Annotated in this window: 5 protein-coding genes; all 5 read left to right on the forward strand. The window is 45.8% G+C overall.

Features of this window, described 5'->3' with window-relative positions:
• Nucleotides 1–123 precede the first annotated feature (123 nt).
• Entirely contained in the window at nucleotides 124–510 is a 387-nt protein-coding gene (locus ACWVCM_RS01825; RefSeq protein WP_455199993.1) for a hypothetical protein, read from the forward strand.
• A gap of 32 nt (nucleotides 511–542) precedes the next feature.
• Nucleotides 543–1,532, forward strand: coding sequence for a Rossmann-like domain-containing protein (locus tag ACWVCM_RS01830; protein WP_455199994.1), 990 nt, complete (start codon nucleotides 543–545; stop codon nucleotides 1,530–1,532).
• A 213-nt stretch (nucleotides 1,533–1,745) separates the two neighbouring features.
• Nucleotides 1,746–2,531 (forward strand): molybdate ABC transporter substrate-binding protein, encoded by a 786-nt coding sequence (gene modA / locus ACWVCM_RS01835; protein WP_455199995.1) that lies wholly within the window; start codon nucleotides 1,746–1,748, stop codon nucleotides 2,529–2,531.
• Entirely contained in the window at nucleotides 2,531–3,217 is a 687-nt protein-coding gene (gene modB / locus ACWVCM_RS01840) for a molybdate ABC transporter permease subunit (protein WP_455199996.1), read from the forward strand. Before modA ends, modB begins: the two co-directional genes overlap by 1 nt.
• Nucleotides 3,218–3,261: 44 nt before the next feature.
• A partial coding sequence (locus tag ACWVCM_RS01845) for an ABC transporter ATP-binding protein (RefSeq protein WP_455199997.1) occupies nucleotides 3,262–4,351 on the forward strand: 1,090 nt, incomplete at its 3' end.

The following is a 4,351-nucleotide window of genomic DNA, read 5'->3' on the forward strand; positions in this document are numbered from 1 at the left end:
GGTGCGGCAAACATACTGGAAAAATTGCGTGAGCTGGATCCTACTGATCAGGTAGGGGGATCCGTGTTACAGCAGCTTGCAGATGCAATGCAGGAGAATGAATAAAGTTGGTGAATAGTAGTAATGAATAAAGAATGTAGTGACAATTTGCAACAGCGCTGGGAGCAAGTGCGCAGCCTGGGCGAATCCGTTTGTACGGCGTTATCGGATGAGGTTGAAAAAATTGGTCTATCAGAGAAAGCACTGACCACTGCACCCTGGGAGCGTGCCCGATTCGAATTGCAACGCGATCCAGCCAGCGGCCAAACCAGTCTGGTAGGTACCTGGCGAGATATGAATGGACACAAAGTGGGTAGCATAATATTTCATTGCGATGGCAGTTTTTTCGCAGAGTACGATGTCGTGGAACAGCACCCCTCCAACAAACGCTGGTTTGTAGAAGCGGTTAATGCCTGGGGAAAAGAAAATATTATTAAAGCTGAACCACGATTGTTACCTACAGAAGCTTAAAGTTATAAAAAAGTAGCACTTAACTACGCGGTATGGCAGACTCCTGGAAAATTTACGATTTACTTATTGAAAAGGCTCTGTCGGAAGCGTCAGATACAAATGTAAAACAGGTTAACCTGGGTGTAACCTGGACCCTGTGTCAAACCGGTTCGCAGCAGGGCGATTGTATTGGTTTGGCAATGAGCCCCGATCAGTCTTCTCGAACCTTGCCATGGTCTGGCACTTTAAGACATCGGCCGATTAATGAAATCATACCGTGGATTAAAAGCTGGAATCCGTTTGAAGCGGCCATTGGTCTGGCATCAATAAATTCGGTTATTAATTGTAACACCAATTCATTCTTAGCAAGCGCTGTTCCCATCGCTAAAAATACGTCTTCAAACCTGGCCGTATTTGAGCACTTCCTGCCGCAGTTGAAAAACAAAAAAGTGGTTGTGGTTGGCCGCTATCCCGGCCTGGAGCGCTATGAGTCATTACTGGACTTAACCGTGCTGGAAAGAAACCCGATAGAGGGTGACTTGCCTGATCCTGCCTGCGAATATGTACTTCCGGAAGCAGACTGGGTGTTTTTAACCGCTAATTCCATTGTTAACAAAACTTTTCCACGCCTGGCGGAGTTATCAAGAAACGCAGTAACCGTATTAATGGGGCCGTCGCTTCCCTGGCTGGAAGCGTGGAGAGAATATGGTATTGATTTTCTTGCCGGGGTGCAGGTTTCTGATTCAGAAATGCTACTCGATGTTGTTGCAGAAGGTGGCGGTGTGCGCATATTCGAGCAAGCAGTCCAGTACCATGTGCTGGATTTAAGTCAGAGCTGCATGCAGCAATTGAAAAACAGCATCGCGGACCTGGTTGCGCAGCGTGAGCAACTGAAATCAGAAATGGATGCGTGGTATATGCAAAACGCCGATAATAAACCTGGACGTTTTCCGAAGTGGGATATCCTGGCGCAAATTGACTGTCAGTTGTCGCTGCTGGATTTGCGATTTAAGCGTCAATGGGACGCACGGCAATCTGCCTGATATTTCGTGTTGTGCGAAAACTTACAATATAAGTATGTGCTGACCTGGGTGGTTGTTGACTTTCTTACATACCCTTCAGTAACAGTTTAAAGTAATTAAATAATCTATTTAATAACAACAGGTTAGAAATAGATATTTCACAGGATTTTGTGGCTTGGTTCCTGCTATTGAATATTTGGGTGATAGCAGGTTCATAGTTACGGTGGTTAAAAAATGTTGAATAAGCGGTATCAGTCTTTAGTCGTTTTCCTGTTTTTCTTCGGCATGGCGAGTCATTGCTTTGCAGAACAAATCAATATTGCAGTTGCAAGCAATGCGCTATCGGCATTAAAAGTCATTAGTTCTGAGTTCGAGAAGCAGACCGGCCATAGTGTGCAAATTAGTAGCGGTTCCACGGGAAAGTTGTATGCGCAAATTATTCACGGCGCACCGTATGATATTTTTCTTGCGGCCAATGAACGGGAGCCAAAGAAGTTGGAGCAATCCCACCTCATTGTACCAAATAGTCGCTTTACCTATGTTTTAGGAAAATTAGTGGCCTGGAGTTCTGATGCATCGTTGCTGAATGCAAATGACATCAATAGTGTATTGGTTTCCAGCGCTGTAAACCGGATAGCGGTTGCCAATCCTAAGACTGCGCCTTATGGTTTGGCAGCGCAACAAGCACTTCAGAAATTGGGGGTCTGGAATTCGCTGCAGGCAAAAATTATTCGGGGAGAAAACGTTTCCCAGACCTATCAGTTTGCAATGACCAGAAATGCACAAATTGGATTTGTGGCCAGGTCGCAAATCCACAACGAAATCAAAAGTACCAATGGCAGTTACTGGGAAGTACCAGAAGCATTGTATGCGTCTATCAGGCAGCAGGCCGTGTTGCTATTGCGCGCGCAACATAAAACTGCCGCCAGTGAGTTTATTGTATTTATTAAAAGCGACAAAGCAAAAGAGATACTGGTGAAGCAATTTGGCTACGGCGTTGAATCCCAGGGAATAAGTTAATGGAAGAGGTTACACTTAATACGCAACCCATCTGGCTGACCCTGCAGTTGGCCACCGTTACAGTGTTGGTGCTGCTAGTAGTCAGTACGCCTGTTGCGTGGTGGTTGGCACGGACAAAAAGTAAATTAAAAGTCCCTGTGGAAGCCGTTACTGCCTTACCGCTGGTATTGCCGCCAACAGTATTAGGTTTTTACTTGCTGATAATGATGGGTGCTAATAGTCCACTTGGGCAGTTTTGGGTTCAACTAACGGGTCAACCTCTATCATTTAGCTTTACCGGACTGGTTGTGGCTTCCTGTATTTATTCCTTACCTTTTGTTGTGCAGCCGCTCCAGGCTGCGTTTGAAAGCCTGGATCGTCTTACTGTTGAAGCTGCCTGGACATTGGGTGCGTCCAGGATGAAAACGTTTTTCACAGTAATATTGCCACAATCGCGCCGAGGCTTTCTGACTGCGATTGTATTGGGCTTTGCCCATACCATGGGTGAGTTTGGTGTCGTGTTAATGGTGGGCGGCAACATTCCCGGCCAGACGCAAGTGGTGTCCATTGCTATTTATGAGCATGTTGAAACCCTGGCGTATGGCGCAGCTCACGCCATGTCTGCGGGACTACTACTGTTTTCATTTGTCGTGTTGTTTCTCGTTTATGGTGTGAATCGTCGCTGGCATTTTGGAATGCAGCACTAAATTGATTCCGTTTAAAGACGAGAGTGTAAAAACCAGAGTTGTCTATGAAAAAGCTTAAAATAGATATAAAACTAATTCGTAAATCGTTTAATCTCGATGTGAAATTTAACGTACCGGATCAGGGCATTACTGCGTTATTAGGACCATCCGGTAGCGGTAAAAGTACGATCCTGAGAATCCTGGCCGGACTGGAACAACCACAATATGGCAGTATCGTTAATGGTGCTGATATCTGGTTTGACAGCGGCGGATGGAATGGTAAAAAAATATTTGAGACCCCGCAAAAACGTAAAGTGGGTGTTGTATTTCAGGACTATGCATTATTTTCACATCTTACGGTAGCGCAAAACATTGCTTATGGATTGCCGCGAGGATCTTCTAAAGACCCGGTAGAACACTGGTTGGAACGCTTGCATATTCAGGAATACCGCGATCGCTATCCTCATCAACTCTCTGGCGGACAACGGCAGCGGGTAGCTTTAGCTCGGGCCATGGTTACCGAGCCAGACCTGTTGCTGCTCGATGAGCCATTTTCAGCACTGGATATTAATCTACGCCAATATTTACGCGAAGAATTAAGATCCGTGATTGATGAAACGCGCTGTCCTGTGGTGATGGTCACTCATGATTTAACGGATGCCCGTTACATTGCCGACAGGGTGGGTGTGTTGGTTGATGGCCGCTTGCATAGTTATGGTGCAACAGCCGAAGTATTTGCAGATCCAAAAAGTTATGAAGCGGCTAAAATTTTAGGTTGGCAAAACTTCTTACCAATTCGGGAGTTTTATGGCAATTGTGTCAAAGGCGCATGGGGTAGTGTCGAACTGCCTGTTGATGGTTCTCCTGATGCTGAGTGGGTGGCTATTCGGTCCGAACATATTCGTTTTGGTAGACCAGACCAACCGAATAGCATAAATGCAGTGGTAGATAGCATGACTGATTTAGGGGCGGTGCGATTAATCCAGTGCCGATTGCCAGATGATACGCCTCTCTGTATACACTATGCCTGGGATAAACCAGTACCAACACCGGGAACAACGGTAGGGATACTGTTGCCTATGCAACATTTGCGTTTGCTGGGTAGAGGTCCAATGAATTGGAATGCTATCACACCATCAATTGTTAATCCGGCGA

This window comes from Kaarinaea lacus (assembly GCF_975902315.1).

Coding starts and splice junctions, on each gene's coding strand:
- ACWVCM_RS01825 (WP_455199993.1), top strand. CDS start 124: ATGAATAAAGAATGTAGTGACAATTTGCAACAGCGCTGGGAGCAAGTG.
- ACWVCM_RS01830 (WP_455199994.1), top strand. CDS start 543: ATGGCAGACTCCTGGAAAATTTACGATTTACTTATTGAAAAGGCTCTG.
- modA (WP_455199995.1), top strand. CDS start 1,746: ATGTTGAATAAGCGGTATCAGTCTTTAGTCGTTTTCCTGTTTTTCTTC.
- modB (WP_455199996.1), top strand. CDS start 2,531: ATGGAAGAGGTTACACTTAATACGCAACCCATCTGGCTGACCCTGCAG.